The organism is Paenibacillus sp. CF384 (assembly GCF_900106745.1).
In the GTDB taxonomy this organism is placed as follows: domain Bacteria; phylum Bacillota; class Bacilli; order Paenibacillales; family Paenibacillaceae; genus Paenibacillus_Z.
Genome location: NZ_FNNV01000001.1, coordinates 745,343 through 764,334 on the forward strand (window position 1 = coordinate 745,343; position 18,992 = coordinate 764,334).

An 18,992-nucleotide genomic window follows, 5' to 3' on the forward strand; every position below is an offset into this window, starting at 1 on the left:
TTTGGTAAGAGGTGGTTTTGTTTTGAGCAATCGCCCAGAACTACTATACAAAAATAAAAAAAGCCGCAGTTTATGCGACTTCCGCTGTATGTGTCCGTTAGTTCAATTCAAGATTATTAAGTATAGTCCGGGTATTCAAAGTTGCCCGTTTCTATTCGATTAATGATATCTATGAGTTCTTCAATTCTTCCTTGTTTCATATATAAAGTTTCACTTGCTTGAAAAAAATGAACTAGTTTTTTCTCTTTTAGATGGGCTAATCTCTTGTGTAAATAAGACAAGAGTTCTTCATTGTTTGCACACACTCCGATTCTCCTCTCAAGTCGCCTAAATGAAGTGCCCGTTATTTCAATGCATTGCTCTGAGCCATGGTGATAAACTCCGTCGACCCTTTACTAAATTCAATTTCCTGGCTGAATCCGAATTTTTATACAAGCATATTGCTCTTTGATTAAACTTTGCTACCGTAAGTCGCTTTGGGAGGATCTCGAAGTTATTATCGATATAGCTAAGTACAAATGTTAGAAACGATGTTCCATTTCCCTGCCCCGTGTACTCAGGTCTCATTCCAATGCCAGTGTCCATATAAGCTTGGGAATACGTATATATATCATTTGGTACTTGTGCAGCGATTCCTAAACAAAAGAAGCCAATTAACCTTTTATCAATATCAAACACAGAAAAATATAAGCCCTCAAGCATCTCGTTTCCCGCCTCAGGGCTTAATTCATTGTTATAAAAATCATACGGTTCATCATATCTCCAACCTAAGATATCGCTAGCTGCATCTTTACTCATTTTATCAGTGTAAAGCTTCATGTCGTCCTCCCGTCTGCTACGCCACAGAGCATGAGTTCAATACTTTACCTTTGTAAATCCAATGATGTTCCCCACCTAATCTTAATTGTCGGTTTGGTTTGTAATTCCAACGGGATAACAAAATTCTCTTTGTCAAATTCGATGACTAGGCTTTCTAAATCATTTATTCGTTTTATTGTGAGGTTAAGGATGTTCTCTATGTAAAACTTGTTAATTTCTTCTTCCTCAAGATACAACCTTATTTGTCCACAATTACTCGCCTCTTTAAGATCAAATTCAGCCCTTAGATTACCACGTGCTATTTTGAAAGAAACGGTCGTGTATTGCCAAGGAATTCCTTCATCAATAAATTCGGCTTCACACTCAAATAAGTATTCTAATTCATAAAGTTCGGGGGTTTTAATCATTACCACCTTCGCTTCTATTAATATTTCACTTCCCAATCATATCATGAAAAACTCATTGTATTCCCATTCTCAATTACCACGCTAAACTGCCTATTCCTTCAACAAAATGAAAAGGAGCTGCCGTGTAGCAAGCTCCTTAACTATCGTAACAAGTATAGAATTTTGAAACTTTAAGGAAATGCTATTTCAACTGACGTTTTAGAATGTATGTACTTTTGCTTTCTTTGATTGCCAGTTCCCACCCGTCATCTCCAAGAATATTTAAAACTCTTATGAGGGAGATGCCATTGAATTTTGGAGTGTGTTCACTTTCATCTACATAATATCTAACACCATAAATATCATGTTCCATTTTCAAGACCGTATATTCAAACTTTATGACAATCACCCCTTTTCATTCATTTAGTTAAATGTTACCATATTCTGATATCTGCACAAGAGACTGTTTATCCGAAATTTTTCACCCGATAGCCAATTTCGCCGTTATGCGTAAACGTCTTAATACAACTACTCCAATCGATCATATATGATCGTATTGACTGGATCTCGCTCTCACGGAAGGAGAACATCATAAAATGTTTTAGCAAGAAATTATATATCAATGCAAAGAAAGCTTTAACTTCGGCTTCGGTCGCTCTCTTTCCTCTCTCTAACTCAATGCTGTATAGCTCTACGACCCCGAATGGAGGAATCTGATCCCAGTAATCATACGCCTTATCTTCATAATCTTCTACGACGCTTTGCTCCATGGACTTGAGCATCGACGATTGTTCTTGATTCAAATCCCTTAGATTAAACCTAAATGTCAGACCTATTTCAGCGCACCGTACTTCGATGTTGGCGTGGTTTATATTACAGCCTGGACGGACAGATATTTGATGGTTATCGACACAACGCTTAAATTCCGAGCTTGCACCCTCCCAAGCCTCCAATTGGAAATCCTTTTCTTCTAAAAATAAATAAATCCTTGTTGCCATAACTGTCTCCTTTAAACGTTACTTCTTTGGATGTATGCGACACCGTGTCGCGAATTCAGAAAAGTAGTAAATCCAACTATCGTACTTGTTAGTTTATTGATTGGTGTAATTGCAAGGCATAATCGAGAATTAAATCTTTCAATGCCAGTGGCTCCACCCAACGCTTAGGCATGGATTCTAAACCATAAAAGGCACCAGCCAACTGACCGTATACGGCACCTGTAGTATCTGCGTCGTTACCAAGGTTGACAGCGCACAGTACACCTTCTTCAAAATTTTCTCCATGGTAAAATGCCCACAATGCTGCTTCCAACGACTTCACAACATACCCGCTGCCTTGAATGTCCGGAGGTTGTAACCGTTTATATGACCCTTTATATACCTCATTAATTTTAGGAGCAAGAGGATCATGCTCCCATAGATTATTGAATGCCTCTGGATGCAGTAAGTTCGCTTTATTCATCCCTTTTGCTGCAGCGGCTATCATAACCCCTAACAACCTACAAGCATCGACGCACTCTTTGGCTGAATGTGTAGTTCTGGAACTTATACCAGACCATTTCGCAACCTCATATAGATCATTAGCGAAAAATAACGGCACCGGTGCAAGTCGCATTATGGAACCATTGCCTGCGGTATACGCATCTTCCGAACCGCTAAATGGCTCTCCCGTACGTTCGAACCTTCGAAGCGCTTCAACGGTGGCATTTCCAATATCAAAGCACTCTCCAGTTGAACTTAGATGGCCTGTGCGATACCACTTTACATACCGATGCATCTGATCCACGGGATCAAACTGCTTTTTTAAGATCAAACTTTCAGAAAGGCATATGGCCATAGAAGTGTCATCCGTCCAACTACCTTTTGGCAGATCAAAGGCACCACCGCCGTTCATTTCTGTGACCTCCGAAAATGTCCCAGGTTCTTTGAACTCAACGGTCGTGCCGATTGCATCACCGATGGCTAACCCAATAAGGCTACCTTGGAAGCGATTGATCATATTGATCCTCCTAGAAAATGCATCTTAGAATAATTGCAGTATGAGGAACGACTCACATTTGTAGTATTAGCCATTGCGACCACTATCCGGTTAACGTATCAATTCGCCGATTGTGTCCAGTTAGTTTAATACAGAGTAACTATTTCAGGGTGCTTTTTGATTAATGTATCCAGGAGTAAGAGATGTGGAAAAGGTTCCAACAATTTATGCAACGGTAATTCTTCCTTTATCACCGCTTTTCCTCCTGATTTTAGATACTGACCAAGTGTCATTCGTTCAGAACTTAGTTTCGTGATATTCTCAGGGCTAAGTATTAATATTCCCTTCGTTTCCATAGACGGTACAGGAGCTTCATCAGCGCTTGCTAAGAAAATAGGAGTAATTAGATTACTTTCAGGACGTTTCGCTACTAATATAGGTTCATGATCTTCCTCAATCCATCCGCCAGGTACTAAATCTGGATTGTCGGAAGCCTCGTACCAATAGGTAATAGGTGGTTTTATCGTATTAATTGTAAGAGAGGATTCCTCAGACACCTCCCTCATGGCACACTGCCAACCTGTTTCACCAGACTCCCTATGGCCTCCTAGCCTCACAACACCTAAAGTTGTCCCTGACTTAGTTGGCCCTACTTGAAACAGAAAGTGGCCATCAAAATTCACATAAGCACCTGCAGTAATTATTTTCAATCTCAAATGGCCCTCCACCTCCTAAGATTATATAAACTAAGATTTCGTAGGGGTAATGATGTATCCTGCTCGTTCGTAGAACAGCTCAATTACCAGCCCACAAGCCGTATTCGTACTTTGTAAAATCCATCTTGTGATTCAGAAATAATTGAAAGTAATCCCTATAATTTTCCGTTATTTCGAAATATCCAAAAACAGGATGCTCTTCTGATAAACCAAATATTTTTCGATATTCTTCTAATGGCACATTAACTATTTCCTCATCCCCTATAACCAACGGGATCTCTACGCCTACTTCACTCCATTGTACTAATCTTGTTGTATCTTTTTCTTCGAAATAATACGGTGAACTAAGTTCCTCTACATAAAGGCCACTTTTTTTTGCGAATTCAATTGCAGTTAAAGATTTTTGATTGCTACCAATATACATATAATAATCCCAACCAAAATGCACAAAAAAATTATCTTTGGAATATAGCTGACAATCAGCAAAGTTTCTTAATATCATTTTACATATTAGGCGAATTTCATTTATGTTCACGATCAAATCTTCCTTAATATTGATCATTCCAAATTCATTATCATATAAGATTGAGGTCTTATCTTCGTGTGAAATCGATCTATTGGATGTCTGAATTAAACGCAGAGAATATTGCCTTTTTTCATTTAAAAACTCTATTATGGTCTCAACATAAGCGTGTTCAATAAAGAGATATTCTTCTAATGTAAATAAATTTCCATTTATTATTTTCCCAATTTCAGATGGGCAAGTCCATTCATCTAATAAATAATGTCCTTTTTCATTTCTAAATAGAGGGTTATATTTTGTAATTCTCCACTGATACTTCATCTTTAGCATCACCTTCATAGACACTTGTTTTTTATTAAATAGATACCCCACTATATCAGACTATCTTATTTTCGTTATTAAACAATCCTGCCTGTTAGTGGAACAGGCAGCCGTTTGGTCGGTTGCGTATTTTTCATTGTTGTATCCGTTAGCTGCGTAAAAAAATGGCAGAATTAATATCTGCAACGTGAATAACGCGATCGTCTTCAGCCAGAAGCCATTGTGATCCAAGTAAGCATCAAGACTATTCCCTTCTCCCGTTCTTTTTTTGGATTATCTTGAAAATAATGACTCCAATTGTGCACAAAAATGCCCCTATTAGTTGTGAAACAATAAGAAAAGTAAGCTGTGTATGATCATCAAATAAGTTAAACTGTATATTTAATAACCATACTCCGTTCAAAAAAAACCATACAACTACTCCCCATAATAGGAAATGGCCTTCCGGCTTCTTCGTATGCAATTTTCTAGAGTAATAATGTACTAACAACCAGCCTACAAATCCCAGTACAATAAGGCTCATTATCCAGTATGGAAGACCACTATTTGCTCTCATATAAATCTCCATCTCTCGTAAAGTCATTAAATTAATCTAAATGCTTATTTCACGTTGTCACTCCGCTAACCCCCCGTTCACTGAACGAGGCCGTGCGACAGCCCAGTGATATAGATTTTTAATTCTCGTTCCCGGTTAGTGCAATGGAATTACACCATTTAAGAACTGCCTGATCTACTTCATCAATATAGCCAATATCATCGGTTAAATTCCATAACATGATTTTATCTGTCTCATCGTTTACTTTGAACGGCACTATGTATTCCAGGTCAGCAAAGTATATTGGATTATATTTTATTGCACCATCTGGTTTACGGACCTTCAATAGTCCTATAAATACCATATCGTAAACAACCTGCGCCGTTTCCTCCAAGAGTTCCCGTATAGCGCATTCTTTAGCTGATTCTTCTTCATTTCTTCCCCCAGCCGGTAGCTCCCATTGATTTCTCCATGTATTAAAGCAAATAAGATATCTATCTTCGAATCTGACCAAAGCGTATGAACCAGCCAATGGTTCATACTTTTCCATTTCATTTTCATTCAACGATATACATTCTAAAAACTCGAAGCCATTTTTATTAATAATTGTTGTCAATAAAAGCCCTCGTTCCCTCTAAATTAAACCCTACATGAAACCTATCCCGTTAGCATAATGAAAATGGCGATGTTATCCAAATTTTATAAATTACTTTCTCATCCTCAATGCTATGTGATGTATTAATAATAACTTTCGTTTGATTCAAGTCCTTCCATCTCGGAAGATGTTCGACCAGATAGAGGTAAACTTTATAATCTGGAGTTGCATAACCTACATTTACTCGAATGCCTCCAGCAAAATCAGAATAAAGTGAATCTGCCCATTCGTATATTTCCCAATCCGTATCCATTACTCTATTGGCTTCCTTATACTTCTCATTTATCCAATCAATACACATCTCAGAACACCTCCAAGCTGAAATTATGTCATAATTCCACAATAGTGCCCGTTAGCTTAGTCCATGGTCTTCATCTATTATCCATGAGAACTCTTTTGCAATGGCGGTAGCAATTGCAGCTATGGTCTGTTCCAGAATATCATTAATGTAATTGGGAAAATCAATCTCAATTAAATTAACTTCTTCTATCCCTTCCAGTGTATCGAACCCATAGTTACCATCGTTATCAGAAGTTATCCCTCTTATCTTAATAAGCTCTCCATAGATTTCTTTGAAAAATGTTAGGTGACTGGCCTTTTCAAATTCCAAAATATGAATTAGGTACTGCTCTAGAACCTTTGACTTTACTTTTTTCGTGTAGTCATCAGAATGGATACTAATGTAGTAATACATTCATCTCACCTCGCTTGTCTTATGTATCTCTTATTCGTGACAAGCCAAATGTATCCTTTTAAGCATCAGTTCATTAATGTAATCTCCCGGAGTGGAAACTTTCATCATAAGAAAAGGCTTCATATCAGTAGCTAGCCTCGATAATACATTAGATTAACCTCTTGTTAGTAGCATAATGAAAAAAGAGCAGCTGCCGGCGGCAAACTGCTCGAAGGTGCGTGGATGTAATTATGTTACCTCTTCTTATTGAAATACAATACTTAATAATCATTCTAATAATGTTATATAAATTTGATTTCCATTCCAACCATCCAATTTATATAGATGTATATTGTATAAGGTTTGTATGTATTTAATTTGAAAATTGGTTTTGTCTATCTCTTCAAATGAATCTGATATTTTTTTATAAAACTCTATTATTCTATCCTCTGTTTGATTGCAATAATATACAATTTCTGTTTCAGTGCCCTGAAATTGAAAAATTGTTTTCTCAGGTAATTTTAATGCATTCCCGTTCTTATCTCTAAGTTTATTTTCGAATTCGGTGTTCGTAATTAAATCCATTTTCATTCTAAAGTTAAAATTCGAGTAATAATTGTAGATAAAAAAAATAAATGAAATGAGTATGAAGATCACTAAAAAGAAATTAATATATTTTGATTTCACAGCTTAAATAATTGCACCCCCTATTTCATGACTTTAGCAGTAAGCGCATTACGCTATCGTACCTGTTCGTATTATTCCCTTCGAGATTATCTATCTGCCCGTTACTTCAACGAAATAAGAAGCAACTGTCGCCTGGTAAACTGCTCCTTATTACTTTAGCTGTAGTGCTCGTTGGCTGAGCATTACTATGAATGCACTATCATAAATCTAATTTATACGCAAAGTAGAACACGAGACATAGGATTGCCCCTACAACAGGCAGCCAAATCTTTGGAGCCCCCAACTTGTTATGGTTGAAGTAGGCATAGAAATTAAGTATCAACCCAACTACTGGGATAATCCCAACTTTGTAGAGCACGATGCATACTAACCCGATGCAAAAGCCGACCCAAGAAAGTGGAGGTGCTTTTGACGGTCTTAGCGGTTTATATGATAAAGGTTCCATATATCACAGTTCCTTTCAGCAGTGCCGCGTTTTTATTAAGCGTAACGGTTGCCTTTTTGCTGGCTACCTTATCTTTGTGTTTATTGAGCTATAGTAGCCGTTAAATTATTCATTCGATTTTTTCAATTAACTGAGAATCATGTTGCGATTGGGCTATTGTAATCTATTAGCTAATCAGTCATGTTTTGCTGTAAGATGACAAAAGTCAAATAAAGCATAAAGGATTTGCGTACTGCGATATGGGGAAGCAGGACCCTCCCTTTCAAGGATCTTATCTAACGCAATAGAAGCATCCCGATGCAGTTTACTACCGAAACCATCTTTTTCTCCGCCATTAAAACCGTTCTCTAATGCTATTGAAAATGCAATGCATCTATTACGTTTCTGTTCAGTTGGTTTATCAATCGAGCGTCGCCACGCCCATAAAGTCGCAATGGCTCTCATGTAGTGGTAATCATACATTTGGAAAAACTCTGAATCATACGGAAGAAAACCTTCTTTCCCTAGATTCGTCACAATATCTTCCACGACAAAAGCGACACCTGTTCCATTCGTCAAATCATAACCCATGCGATTTCTAATCGCAGGAAAATGGAGTAGCAAACGATTTTCAAAATACGGGTCACGATTATCGTAGTCCTGCGCCCAAAATTCCTTATCAGCGTATGTCACGTGTTCTGGAAGTACAAGCTGTTTGTCGATGATTGCATCCTGCTCTAAATATGGAAAATTTATGATTTCCTTAATCAACCTTGTCCCCCCGAATCGTGGATGTGGTGATAGGTGCTAGGTATTTCAATGCCTTGTATTCGTAACGATTTGAATGTCGATATTGATTAATAAGATGATAGGACAATCCTATGCATAACAAAATAAATAATGTAATTAATATGAAATAGAAGTATCTACGATCTCTTTCCACTTCATTTCCCCTTGTCTGTTTAAATATTGAACTTGCCGTTCTTTCACATAACGTTTTTTACGGAAGCGACCCCTACCATAAATTCGTCATCATTAATACCAAGGGCCTTTTCAAGTAACGCTCTAAAGCCGTTCTCCCCACGCTCCATAGCCCAATAAGAGTTTTCATTCAGTACCACTCCTTGGCATCTTAGTGGCTTGGTTCTTCGTGACTATAGTGTCCCGTTAGTTGAATAACTTGATGTCGCTACTAGCTTAATTGCCTTCTTTTAAATCGTTCTTAGCTAACTCGATGGCTACTGCGATTTTAATCTGAGACCGTTTACTAAGTCCCTTCATCCAAATCTCAATTGGATATACATCGACTATCGGTACAACTGATTTATCATAACAGTCCAGTTCTATCTTAATAACTGAGTGAGTATCTACAAGATAGCTAATGATATCTTCACCCTGTTCGGGTATCCAATCTACAGCGTGCGCTGTCTTCATCGCGGGAAATGTCTCTCTAATAATTTTTAAAAACGTACGCTTGGAAATATCATTGAACAAATGAGATTTTGATGCTACTAATTGTTCACGATATGCCTGTTCAGTCATAGTCCCTTTGAGTTTCATGTGGTGACTCCGTTCCTAAATGATGCGACAAGTGCGCGATTATCATTAAATTATTGTTACACTCATTCAAGGTAGCCACAATGTTAACACACCTGTTGGCTTAACCAACAATTTGATCAACACTAATATTAACAGCTTCTTTAAAAGTTCCATTATCCTGTTCCTTTAACGGAATAGGCCACCGAATGCCGGCTTCAATCGTGCCCGTTCAGGAACAGCATGTAGATCTCCTTTTCGGAAAACCACTCAAAACCTAAGCTTTCATACAATCTTCTAGCAGGTGTATTTACAGAGCTCGTGTCTAGTTGAATTCTATTGGCATTCTTTAATTTAGCGATTTTCAGTACTCTTCTAACAAGCAACTGGGCAATCCCATGTCTTCTATAATCATCACTGACATAAAGGTCTTGAATTCTTAGTATTGGCTGTCCTTTTGTAGTGGAGAATCCCCAGTTTGTCGCAATAAATCCGACATAGTCGCCTTCAACTTTTGCCATATAAAAATCAGCATGATGAAAGTCTAACAGTCGTTCGAGGCTTTCTTTACACTCCTCTTCTTGGCTTTTCCCATAATCACCATTGGGGTACATATAATTTACTAGAAGTTTACTCGCCTCATTAAGAAGGCCTTCGGTTAGTTGCACCACTTCTGCCTCGGACATTGCGCTTATCATCTTACAAAAGACATCATCCCAGTCAAGATTTACATTTTCAATCGTATGGGCAGGGAAAGGAAGCGTATCAAGCAAACTCAATTCGATTCGCTTGCGGTTCTCCATAAACCTAATATTTTGTTCCGTTGCGAAGTTGGGTTTGGAACGGATGGATGAAATCCATACCTGCTGGTCGCGCACACTAGGTTGGGTTAAATAAATCAAGACTGGATTCATAGCAGCAATACATTCGGCGATTCCGTGAATATGCTGCTTAATTTGGTTATCAGAGGCTTGATAGTGCCTTAGTAAATCATGGATTTGATGCTGAAAAACCACCGCTTCAAGTACATAAACGGTATCTGTATGGCTGGCATGCTCAACGAAACGAGCCCAATGCCGCTGGATCAGATAGGTAAACTCAGGCTGCGTGGCTATAGGCGAATCAGTCCAGCATAGCTCACGGGACTTCAATTCTGCATAGAGTGCATCTTGCTCACTGAACTCCTTGACCCCACGATAGGGCAGTAAATAAATGCTATCATCCTTTATAGCCCGTGAACGGATTTCGTCGGCTGTATTCGGATAACGCTCTAGTAAATCCTTATATTCCTCTGCTCGGAAGAAAGCATGCCAGTTTAAGCTCACGGGATGACCTTCGGCGCCTTCATCGTAAAAACAGCAAGATCTGCCTTGCTGGACGAGATAGTGATGTAATCGTTCCGCTAACGTTGATTTTCCAGTACCGCACAATCCTTCGACTAAGATCAATTTGCAATCATTGCGCATGTGATACTCTCCTAACTACCTAGCACTTTTATTCCTATATTTTACATCAACTTTCGCTATCCTGTCTGTTACTTCCAATGACAAAAACGACAGCCGATCGCAGGCTGCCGTCTTATATTGCTGCTTACCCTATCTTAATGACTTACATCTTATTACATCGTTTCATAATTGGATGATCTTCTTTCAACTGCAATAGATCCCATTGATTTCCGTACAGATCCTTAAAAACAGCAACTATCCCATAGGATTGTTCTACTGGATCTCTAACAAATTCAATGCCTTTAGAGGTCATATCGTTATAATCCCTCCAAAAATCATCTGTGTTTAGAAATAAAAATACTCTTCCACCAGACTGATTACCAATAAACGCTTCTTGCTCTGGTTTGGATGCTCTTGCAAGTAGAATTGTTGTCCCTACTGAACCAGGAGGAGAAATGACTACCCACCTCTTATCTTGCTCAGGCTGGTATGTATCTTCGATTAATTCAAAATGAAGCTTCTGTGTGTAAAACTCTATTGCCTCATCATAATCCCTTACAACAAGAGCAATATGAACGATTGATTGCAGCATGATCTCTTCTCCTTCGATTCATTGAATCTAATACTATTCGATATGGTCTTCTACTAGTTGTATAATCTCTAAAGAGTCGTACTTTTCTTTCATTTTTTCAGACAAGGATCTCACGCCGAAAATCTCTGTGAAAGTGTGACTCCCTACGATCAGGTTCATTTCAATGAATTTCGCATACTGGATGGTGTACAAGATTTTCTCCCCGGTAATATAGACGTCGCATCCTGAATTATGGGAATCACGAAGACTTTTAGTAGAGTTTCCCGCCCCTGTAATAATCCCTACTCTTTTTATTGGCTTATCGGAGTTTTTCCACGATTTTATCGTTTCGCCTAGTACCGAACTAACCCGATCACTTAATTCTTGAAAGCTAATCGGAAACTCGAATTCTCCAATACCAGGCAGGCTCCTACCCTCCATTTCAATTGATTGTTGAATAACATTATGTATTCCAATTGCCTTGAATAATGAAGCACAGGTGCCAAATTCAGCATAATCCAATGGCAAATGAACGAAATAATGACTGATTCCATAGGTTTCCAGAAGTTTATGACACTCTTCTTTCATTCCAAAGACAAAATCCCATGCATCGTGGTGGGTTATTATGAGATCAATTTTCTTTTGTGCGGCTTGTTCGATAAGTTCAGGAGTAATATTTGTTGCATACCCAATTCGACGAATCAAATCAGGACCATAATTGTAAAATGCAAACTCCTCTCCGTAATCAACTGGCTTGAGGAGTCCGCCAAATAGAGTTGTCATTAATTCATTAAATTGTTGTGTATTCACCTATATCCCCCCAATAAGTATACAAGAGGCGTAACCAGGTAAACTAGTCGACCAGAAAATCAATCTTCGCACCGAATCGCACCCGCTGACCTTCCACGGAAAAATCGACGAAGCCGTTCACTGCGTAATGACCTTTGGCATACCCGTTGTCGCGGAAGTTATCGATAAAATCCTTATAGGCTTTCGGGTCGTTCTCACTATAACCGCCGCCTCGGATGCTGAACGTGTCGCGCAGCGGTTTGCCTTTGTACAGTGTCGTGGAGATGCCAACATCGTTCATTGCATAGTCGATTATGTAGCCCGTTGTCAGCTCCTGGATTGGAAAATAAAACGGCGAAGCGGAATGGTTGATTGTGACGCTCGCTCCATCCCCGATATATGTCAGCTCCGCGAAAATCGGAACTGCTTCCCCTCGGCTGTATTCGGGCTTCGCCGTCACGAGGCGATAGGTGAAATCGCCCTGGGTAACAGCGACCTCGGTCGTCGGATGAACCACTGCCTCTTCACGTGAGCCGCAGCTGGCTAGCAGGATGGAGAATAGCATAAGTCCAACAATTAGGTATGTTCGCATCGAATCCCCCTTGGAATATAAATTTCACCTCAACTATTACTCCTCGATTCATCATAGTTTTTCCTTATAACTAAATGGGATACAGAATTCACTTTTTCATTAAGAAAGCTCAATATGCCTTCTGGATATAATGGTTTTAGTTTGAGTTGTTCGAAGGTGCGCCAAGTTAAAATAATTTCTTCTCGTTCTTTATGAATCAAGGTTTCCTGAATGTGAGCTTCATTAATCGAACCCCAATGTATGATGGTGCAGTCATGTCTCTTGTTGCCATCAAATTCAACAATGCTTTCATTTAAGCACGCAATGGAGCCGATATCAGATTGTAAATCAAACTCCTCAATCAATTCTCTCTGAATAGCTTCAGAAGCAGTTTCTCCGAATTCAACACCTCCACCAGGGAAGCGATAAAATGATTCTGTTTTATCACATTGAACTAATATGGCTAAACCATCTTGACGCATTATTATTACTTCAGCTCTTAATTGAGGTCTGCTCAAATAAATCTCTCCTTTAAGTAATCTTTCATGACTTAACGTATGACCAGTTTCCTCATTAAGACGTTTGTTTCATGTAGCTTGCGTGATGTTTATTACTTGTTGTTTAACATACTCGACTTGATTAGAATCGCTAATGACAAAGTAAATATTTGCTTCTTGCTGGTCCGGAGCTATCCATAAGCCATCGCGGTATCGAGCTTCTTGCCGATCAAGGACATCTTCAAAAGAAACCGTGATATTTAGTACAGAACTACGTCCACTGTTAGAGATCCTTTCATGAAGAACATGAGACGGCAGATCAAAATATACAAGTACACTGGTGAACCCATTTTTATGAAAATTTGCGAGCAACATTTTACGAGCATCATGATCAAGGTTTGAATTACAGAGAATTAAATCTTTATCCGTATGAAAAATGGCATAATCGATTATGTTCTCTGTAATAGCATGCTTGAGAAATTTAGAATTCTGAGATGAAATTAACGTTTTGTAATATGTATTAAGGAAAGCAGCATGATTATCTTGGTCGATCACAACTGAATTTGGCAACCTATCTTCTAACGATTTTGCAAAGGTGGTTTTTCCGCTATGTGTTTTCCCAACTGTAATAATTACATATCGTTTCATTCACATTACCCCCAGGAAGCCACTTCTTTGAATTGTACCCACCTGCCTTACCGTTTTCTTCAGACAACATCTGTTTAAAGCGAGTATCAGATGCTCAAACCATTTCATTCTGTTTGACCCAGTTTGGAATATGATGTCCAAAATATTTGGTTATCTTCTCGGCCTCGTTTAGAACAGCGCTTATCCCTGCCTCGCTGTAATACCAGTTCGTTCTGCTAATACGACTTTCATCTGGTTTTACTCTAAAACTTACGTTTGGCGGGAAAACAGTCTGGTATGTCATCAATGCCCTCCTGGCAAAAAAGGACTTGCATACAATGACTGCGTTCTTAACGCTTAATTGACGCTCATTTATTACCTGCCAAGAATTCCTGGCATTATCAAATGTATTTCTCGCTTGATCCTCCCTAAGTATTGCACTGTCAGGCACACCAAGAGATATACCTATTCTCTTCAGGTGCTCCCATTCTGTGATCTCAATTTTCGAATTTAACCCACCAGAAGGTATGATGTAAGGCGCAATCCCAGCATGATATAATTCTGATGCCATCTCCATTGGTTTTACATGACTCCCACCAGGCACTAAGATCACATCGGATGGAACGATTTCTTCTTCCTCAACAAATACAAGATCGGTTATGCAGTCAAATGGGTATTTCATAGTATTGCCTCCTCACCCTGGCACGATTTAATCTTCAGTAATTAGAGGTTTGGTTTCATCTAGCTGCTCTTTATTAAAAACTAACTCCCCACGAGTCCAAAATCCCTTTTGTATGTAACCATCTCGATGACTTTTGGTGCCATATCCGTGTTCTAAGTTATCTTGCCAACCGCCTTCAAAAACAGTACCGTCACTCCACTTATAAATTCCTTTTCCATGAAATAGCCCATCTTTCCATTCTCCCCCGTAACGATCACCATTGGCATACTCTTTAACACCGATCCCGTATTCGCTATCATTAAACCATTGCCCTTCATACGTAGACCCATCGCACCAACGATAAAGTCCGGTTCCCGACTTCATTCCATTTTTGATCTGCCCTCGATAGGTCTCACCTGATTCATATTCAATATAAAACATATTCTCTTTTTCAGATTCCCAAATACCCTCAACCATTTTGTCGTCAATTTGGATAATGGATCTTATTACAGTGGATTGTGTCACTTGTTCGGGTGGAGTAACCAGCGTTGATTTTTGGACCTTAAGCAATAAAGGGGGCGGAGTATATTGATCGTTCACGAAGGTCTTATAATACCAAACCGTTATATCATAAATCTCCATCACAAGTTTCTGTACTTGACTAGACTCAATAAAAATAGAACTCTCATTCGTATCAAAATATTCTAACTGTTTCAACGTAGTCAGCATTTGATTGGGCAGGATTTCAATATTCATTATTGCGGCTAAGTTCGTAAATGAGCTCACATCGTCAATTTCCACATTTTCATTCTCTAAAATCTTTTTAACCAGTATCCGCGCTATCTCTTTTAAGTGATTCAAAGCAAGAACGTGATCGAAATCCATGATTTGCTCAGCTTGATCAGCTAAAATATAGATATCCGGCAGCTCATTTTCAAATCCTTTAAAGCTCATTTATTGCCTCCTTAAATTCAACCTCTTCCATTATTTTCTTCATACGCCTCATACTATCCTGCACGTGTCTCAGTCTCTGCAGAGCACACGTTACGAATAAAAAAGAAGCAGCATCAAGCGAATCATCGCTGTGCTGCTTCCTTATAAGGGCAGAATCCATTAGCTCAACAAACACTCTACTGTGGGAGCTTTACGGAAGTTAACTTTTCACTCAATTGCCAGAGCTGCTCTGCTAAAGCCGGATCAACCGCCCAAGGGAGAACGCCTGAGAGTTTCTGACTGAGCCCCTGTGTACCTTCCAAACCAATGACCTCAGCAATATCGACGTCCAAACAGTAGACTCCGCCTTTTCCTTCGAGCTCAGGACTTGTTGCGCACCATACACTCGTAGCTGCCCCTTGCTCCGTCGTCTTTAATTCCCCGGAAGCAGCAGCTATCGTTTCCTCTTCGGACATATATCGTACTAAATCGGTCATGATTCTGCCTGGATGTACCGAGAATGCGCGAATACCATAAGCTTGCCCGCGCTTGTCCAGAGCGACGGCGAAGAGTGCATTCGCTGATTTGGACTGGCCGTAAGCCTTCCATTTGTCGTATTCACGTTTCTCGAAGTTCGGATCCTCAAAATCAACGCCGCCGAAGCGCACGCCAGTGGAGGAAACAGAAACTACTCGTGCTTTTCCCGCTTTCCTCAGGGCAGGCCACAGTCGTAACGTCAACTGAAAGTGACCCAAATGATTAGTTGCGAATTGAGATTCGTAGCCGCGTGCATCACGTACGAGCGGCGGAGCCATGATCCCGGCGTTATTGATCAGGATATCCAGCTGCCGACCGGATGCCAAGAATCGACTCGCAAAAGCGTCGATCGAAGCCGGATCGATCAAGTCCAGCTCTTCCAGTTCAACACGTGGAATTCCGATTATCGAAGCACGAGCTTTCTCAGGTGTGCGCGCGGGAACAATAACTGTCGCCCCTGCTTCTGCCAACGCTTTAGTCGTTTCAAGTCCGACACCGGAATAGCCGCCGGTAACGATAACAATCTTACCGGTCAAATCTTGACCGATCAGTACTTCACGCGCTGTTGTATGAGAATCAAATCCTGATAATATTGGTTTTTGCGGTGTCATTGTATAGTTGCGATCTGCGCTCATTTCATTCGCCTCCTAAGTTTAACTGCTCCATTAATTGATAGAAATGATCGATTTTATAATTGACGACATCCAAAGATGCCTGAATCTCCTTCAGCTGCATTTCGATGTTAAGCTTATGTGCACAGAGTACGCGGTAACAATTTACATATTGTTTAGTGGTTGCCAGAGACATATAGGTTTCGATCTCCTTAAGCGGCATGCCGGTTCGCTTGAGGTGTGAGATGAACGTTAACCGTTCAAGATGAATGGTTCCATATTCCCTTCTACCGTGATCATTCAACTTGGTCGGCGGCAGAAGCCCGAGCTTGCCATAATAACGTATCGTATCGTAACTCAGGTTCGTCTTTTGTGAGATTTCTGCGATTGAATAGATGGACTCCATGGTGCCCCTCCCTTCTACATTCATGTTCCTTGTTACGTTTTCAATCGTAACTCATGGAGTAAACTCCATGTAAAGGGATAATCTCAATATTTCTCTTGCCCATTCTTTTTATACAAGAAAAATATTAAGGAGAACAACACAAAAAACATACAAAATAACCCCTGATGATCAGGGGTTATTATCATTTGCAATTCCGTTATTTATTCGCCAAGAAAGCGGCAACCTCCGCCAGACGGGTAGCGAATCCCCATTCATTGTCGTACCAAGTTGCAATGGATAAGAGATCACCTTCCACGTGCGTGAGCGGCAGATCAATGATTGACGTATGCGGATCACCGACAATGCGCGACGACGCCCATTCTCCTTCAAGTACATCCATTACGCCTTTCAGGTCGCCTTCACGCGAGGCGCGGCGGAACATATCATTCACTTCCTGCACTGTGCATGGCTTCTCCGTTATCAGGTTTAGCTCGGCGATGCTCCCCGTACGGGTTGGTATGCGGTATGCTTTGCCCGTGATCTGCAGATCCGGCCAGATGAACTTGAGGGCCTTGGCCGCTCCGGACGAAGACGGGATGATGTTCTCGGCCGCAGCCCAGGAGTCCCGGCGGTCACGCATCGGCTGATCCGTCAATGATTGCGTGTTCGTATAGGAATGGACCGTAGAGAACAGCCCGAATTTAATCCCATAATTTTCTTTGACCAGCTTTATGACGGCGGCCAACGCGTTAGTCGTGCAACTAGCTACGCTGATGATTCGGTGCTTATCAGGATCAAAACTGTCGAGATTAATCCCCTTCAGCAGTACAGCGTCGCAATCGTCGAGGGATTTGCTTGGCCCGCTAATCAGAACGCGTTTCGCTCCTCGGTCGAGATGTACCTGTGCGACGGAACGGACAACGGCACGGCCAGTGCAATCGACGACCAGATCCACACCAAGCTCCTTCCAATCCGGTACTTCCTGCAATGCATTTATATAAATAATCTCTCGTCCGCCGATGATCATCGTGCCTTCTCTGGCGGATACGTCCTCATGCCAACGCTTATAGTTTGAATCCACTTCGAACAGCGCAGCAAGCGTGCCTTCGTCCTTAATATCGGATATAGAAAGTGGAACGAAGAGCTTATCCTGAAGCGCTACGCGTAACATTATCCTGCCAATGCGCCCAAATCCAAAAATTGCAATTTTGCCCATGATTCAACCTCCATCTGCATGTTATTGTCAACGGGAATAGTGTACACATATTTAGCTGACCTAAGTCATCAGGTAGCACCATATCTTTGAGGTTGATACTTTTTTAATAAACGTCATTTTCCATAAATCCTTAGAGAATAAGTACTGCAATTCGGCTTCGGAGAGAACTTGCAATGAATTATTAAATTAAGCGTTTCGTAAACGTCTCCTAAGAATAATCACCCTTCAATGATATCGTCGAAGAACCCTAACCGTCCCCTCCCCAAGGTTTTAAATTTTGCATAGTCCTTATCTTGATGCGTCGGGGGCAAAAAGAAACCACATGGGAGTTGTTGCACTCGCATGTGGTGAGATATTGCAAAGGTTCTTAAACAGTCTTGCCTTGAATTGTTTAACTTAAAATTGAGCCGTCAATTAAATTCAATAAAGCAATAAATATTATTAAAATACCCCAAATTCGATTAAGTATTTTCATAGCCTTATGTCCAGAAGAAGGGGGTGTAAATTTCCCTTTCTTCAAGTCATAAGCCCTGCGAGATATCATCCATATTTTCACAGGAAAAATAAAGAATAATAGCCCTATACAAATCAGCAATATTGATAATAACATATATCTTCCCCACCTATTCTTCCACTACTTTTGTTTTTGCTACTAAATCCCCGACTCTCAATCTATCTTTATTAAACATGATTAAAAGTACCCCAGGAAATAAGAACTGATCCACCAGCCTAAAAATGTTTCTTATAAACAATTGAAGATTATTGATTTTACCCCCATTCATTGAAATGATACGAAGTCTAAATAGAATCTTTCCAGGGGTTCTATTTAAAGTTATCTCAAATATCAGGAAGTAAAGACCAATTAAAAACGAAATTACCACTATAAAAAAACATTTG

At 40.0% G+C, this 18,992-nt stretch carries 23 protein-coding genes; all 23 read right to left on the reverse strand.

Translation table 11 applies throughout. The annotated features are described in order from the left end of the window. Positions 1 to 348: 348 nt before the first annotated feature. The 23 genes from BLW29_RS03390 to BLW29_RS32080 all read right to left on the reverse strand — a co-directional run bounded on the left by BLW29_RS03390 (position 349) and on the right by BLW29_RS32080 (position 18,976). Entirely contained in the window at positions 349 to 819 is a 471-nt protein-coding gene (locus BLW29_RS03390; RefSeq protein WP_256208285.1) for a GNAT family N-acetyltransferase, read from the reverse strand. A 44-nt stretch (positions 820 to 863) separates the two neighbouring features. Continuing rightward, a complete protein-coding gene (locus BLW29_RS03395) occupies positions 864 to 1,226 on the reverse strand; it encodes a hypothetical protein (protein ID WP_090976188.1) in 363 nt (120 codons plus the stop codon). Between the two features lie 446 nt (positions 1,227 to 1,672). After that, a complete protein-coding gene (locus BLW29_RS03400; protein WP_090976190.1) occupies positions 1,673 to 2,203 on the reverse strand; it encodes a hypothetical protein in 531 nt (176 codons plus the stop codon). Between the two features lie 88 nt (positions 2,204 to 2,291). Next, complete coding sequence (locus BLW29_RS03405; protein ID WP_371264666.1) at positions 2,292 to 3,203, reverse strand: ADP-ribosylglycohydrolase family protein; 912 nt, start codon at positions 3,201 to 3,203, stop codon at positions 2,292 to 2,294. A 125-nt stretch (positions 3,204 to 3,328) separates the two neighbouring features. Next, a complete protein-coding gene (locus tag BLW29_RS03410) occupies positions 3,329 to 3,898 on the reverse strand; it encodes an NUDIX domain-containing protein (RefSeq protein WP_090976194.1) in 570 nt (189 codons plus the stop codon). 79 nt (positions 3,899 to 3,977) lie between these two features. Beyond that, entirely contained in the window at positions 3,978 to 4,742 is a 765-nt protein-coding gene (locus BLW29_RS03415) for a DUF7683 domain-containing protein (protein WP_090976196.1), read from the reverse strand. A 674-nt stretch (positions 4,743 to 5,416) separates the two neighbouring features. After that, positions 5,417 to 5,893 (reverse strand): NUDIX domain-containing protein, encoded by a 477-nt coding sequence (locus BLW29_RS03425; protein WP_256208286.1) that lies wholly within the window; start codon positions 5,891 to 5,893, stop codon positions 5,417 to 5,419. A gap of 49 nt (positions 5,894 to 5,942) precedes the next feature. After that, positions 5,943 to 6,233 carry a hypothetical protein gene (locus BLW29_RS03430; protein WP_090976200.1) on the reverse strand — a complete coding sequence of 97 codons (291 nt, stop codon included), beginning with the start codon at positions 6,231 to 6,233 and terminating at the stop codon, positions 5,943 to 5,945. 51 nt (positions 6,234 to 6,284) lie between these two features. Beyond that, entirely contained in the window at positions 6,285 to 6,626 is a 342-nt protein-coding gene (locus tag BLW29_RS03435; RefSeq protein WP_090976202.1) for a hypothetical protein, read from the reverse strand. Positions 6,627 to 7,911: 1,285 nt separating this feature from the next. Continuing rightward, positions 7,912 to 8,487 (reverse strand): hypothetical protein, encoded by a 576-nt coding sequence (locus tag BLW29_RS03445; protein ID WP_090976205.1) that lies wholly within the window; start codon positions 8,485 to 8,487, stop codon positions 7,912 to 7,914. Positions 8,488 to 8,913: 426 nt separating this feature from the next. After that, the gene (locus tag BLW29_RS03450) at positions 8,914 to 9,276 is read right to left on the reverse strand and encodes a hypothetical protein (RefSeq protein ID WP_090976207.1); all 363 of its coding nucleotides are present in this window, start codon (positions 9,274 to 9,276) and stop codon (positions 8,914 to 8,916) included. A gap of 194 nt (positions 9,277 to 9,470) precedes the next feature. Next, positions 9,471 to 10,718, reverse strand: coding sequence for a GNAT family N-acetyltransferase (locus BLW29_RS03455; RefSeq protein ID WP_090976209.1), 1,248 nt, complete (start codon positions 10,716 to 10,718; stop codon positions 9,471 to 9,473). Between the two features lie 142 nt (positions 10,719 to 10,860). Next, positions 10,861 to 11,289, reverse strand: a complete 429-nt coding sequence (locus BLW29_RS03460; RefSeq protein ID WP_090976211.1) for a VOC family protein — start codon at positions 11,287 to 11,289, stop codon at positions 10,861 to 10,863. Positions 11,290 to 11,322: 33 nt separating this feature from the next. Then, positions 11,323 to 12,078: a Nif3-like dinuclear metal center hexameric protein gene (locus tag BLW29_RS03465; protein WP_090976212.1), complete on the reverse strand. Its 756-nt coding sequence runs from the start codon at positions 12,076 to 12,078 to the stop codon at positions 11,323 to 11,325. 43 nt (positions 12,079 to 12,121) lie between these two features. Beyond that, entirely contained in the window at positions 12,122 to 12,649 is a 528-nt protein-coding gene (locus BLW29_RS03470) for a hypothetical protein (protein WP_090976213.1), read from the reverse strand. A 29-nt stretch (positions 12,650 to 12,678) separates the two neighbouring features. After that, positions 12,679 to 13,146, reverse strand: a complete 468-nt coding sequence (locus BLW29_RS03475) for an NUDIX domain-containing protein (RefSeq protein WP_090976215.1) — start codon at positions 13,144 to 13,146, stop codon at positions 12,679 to 12,681. 69 nt (positions 13,147 to 13,215) lie between these two features. Further along, the gene (locus BLW29_RS03480; protein ID WP_090976217.1) at positions 13,216 to 13,773 is read right to left on the reverse strand and encodes an ATP-binding protein; all 558 of its coding nucleotides are present in this window, start codon (positions 13,771 to 13,773) and stop codon (positions 13,216 to 13,218) included. A 94-nt stretch (positions 13,774 to 13,867) separates the two neighbouring features. Next, positions 13,868 to 14,434: a YdcF family protein gene (locus BLW29_RS03485; protein ID WP_090976219.1), complete on the reverse strand. Its 567-nt coding sequence runs from the start codon at positions 14,432 to 14,434 to the stop codon at positions 13,868 to 13,870. Positions 14,435 to 14,461: 27 nt separating this feature from the next. Continuing rightward, positions 14,462 to 15,367: an MORN repeat-containing protein gene (locus BLW29_RS03490; RefSeq protein WP_090976221.1), complete on the reverse strand. Its 906-nt coding sequence runs from the start codon at positions 15,365 to 15,367 to the stop codon at positions 14,462 to 14,464. A gap of 176 nt (positions 15,368 to 15,543) precedes the next feature. Next, positions 15,544 to 16,518: an oxidoreductase gene (locus BLW29_RS03495; protein WP_090976223.1), complete on the reverse strand. Its 975-nt coding sequence runs from the start codon at positions 16,516 to 16,518 to the stop codon at positions 15,544 to 15,546. A 1-nt stretch (position 16,519) separates the two neighbouring features. Further along, positions 16,520 to 16,900, reverse strand: a complete 381-nt coding sequence (locus BLW29_RS03500; protein WP_177186473.1) for a MerR family transcriptional regulator — start codon at positions 16,898 to 16,900, stop codon at positions 16,520 to 16,522. 196 nt (positions 16,901 to 17,096) lie between these two features. Next, on the reverse strand, positions 17,097 to 18,095 hold the full coding sequence (locus BLW29_RS03505; protein ID WP_090976227.1) for a type I glyceraldehyde-3-phosphate dehydrogenase: 999 nt from the start codon (positions 18,093 to 18,095) through the stop codon (positions 17,097 to 17,099). A 623-nt stretch (positions 18,096 to 18,718) separates the two neighbouring features. Next, on the reverse strand, positions 18,719 to 18,976 hold the full coding sequence (locus BLW29_RS32080; protein WP_177186474.1) for an RDD family protein: 258 nt from the start codon (positions 18,974 to 18,976) through the stop codon (positions 18,719 to 18,721). Positions 18,977 to 18,992: the final 16 nt, after the last annotated feature.